This is a genomic window from Vibrio sp. 1402 (assembly GCF_033340275.1).
The window spans coordinates 1-677 of the sequence record NZ_JAWOWE010000303.1 but is presented as its reverse complement, the minus strand read 5'-3'; the positions used below and the strand labels follow the sequence as shown (position 1 = coordinate 677).

Annotated in this window: 1 protein-coding gene; it reads left to right on the top strand. The window is 57.0% G+C overall.

All coding sequences use genetic code 11. The features are described from left to right. On the top strand, positions 1 to 677 hold a 677-nt coding region (locus tag R7044_RS25715; RefSeq protein WP_225456058.1), incomplete at both ends, for an IS5-like element IS5 family transposase.

Here is a 677-nt window from a genome sequence, read left to right as displayed (position 1 = left end):
AGAGATTTTCTTGTCCCGCATGGAGCAGATCCTGCCATGGCAAAACATGGTGGAAGTCATCGAGCCGTTTTACCCCAAGGCTGGTAATGGCCGGCGACCTTATCCGCTGGAAACCATGCTACGCATTCACTGCATGCAGCATTGGTACAACCTGAGCGATGGCGCGATGGAAGATGCTCTGTACGAAATCGCCTCCATGCGTCTGTTTGCCCGGTTATCCCTGGATAGCGCCTTGCCGGACCGCACCACCATCATGAATTTCCGCCACCTGCTGGAGCAGCATCAACTGGCCCGCCAATTGTTCAAGACCATCAATCGCTGGCTGGCCGAAGCAGGCGTCATGATGACCCAAGGCACTTTGGTGGATGCCACCATCATTGAGGCACCCAGCTCTACCAAGAACAAAGAGCAGCAACGCGATCCGGAGATGCATCAGACCAAGAAAGGCAATCAGTGGCACTTTGGCATGAAGGCCCACATTGGTGTCGATGCCAAGAGTGGCCTGACCCACAGCCTGGTCACCACCGCGGCCAACGAGCATGACCTCAATCAGCTGGGTAATCTGCTTCATGGAGAGGAGCAATTTGTCTCAGCCGATGCCGGCTACCAAGGAGCGCCACAGCGCGAGGAGCTGGCCGAGGTGGATGTGGACTGGCTGATCGCCGAGCGTCCCGGCA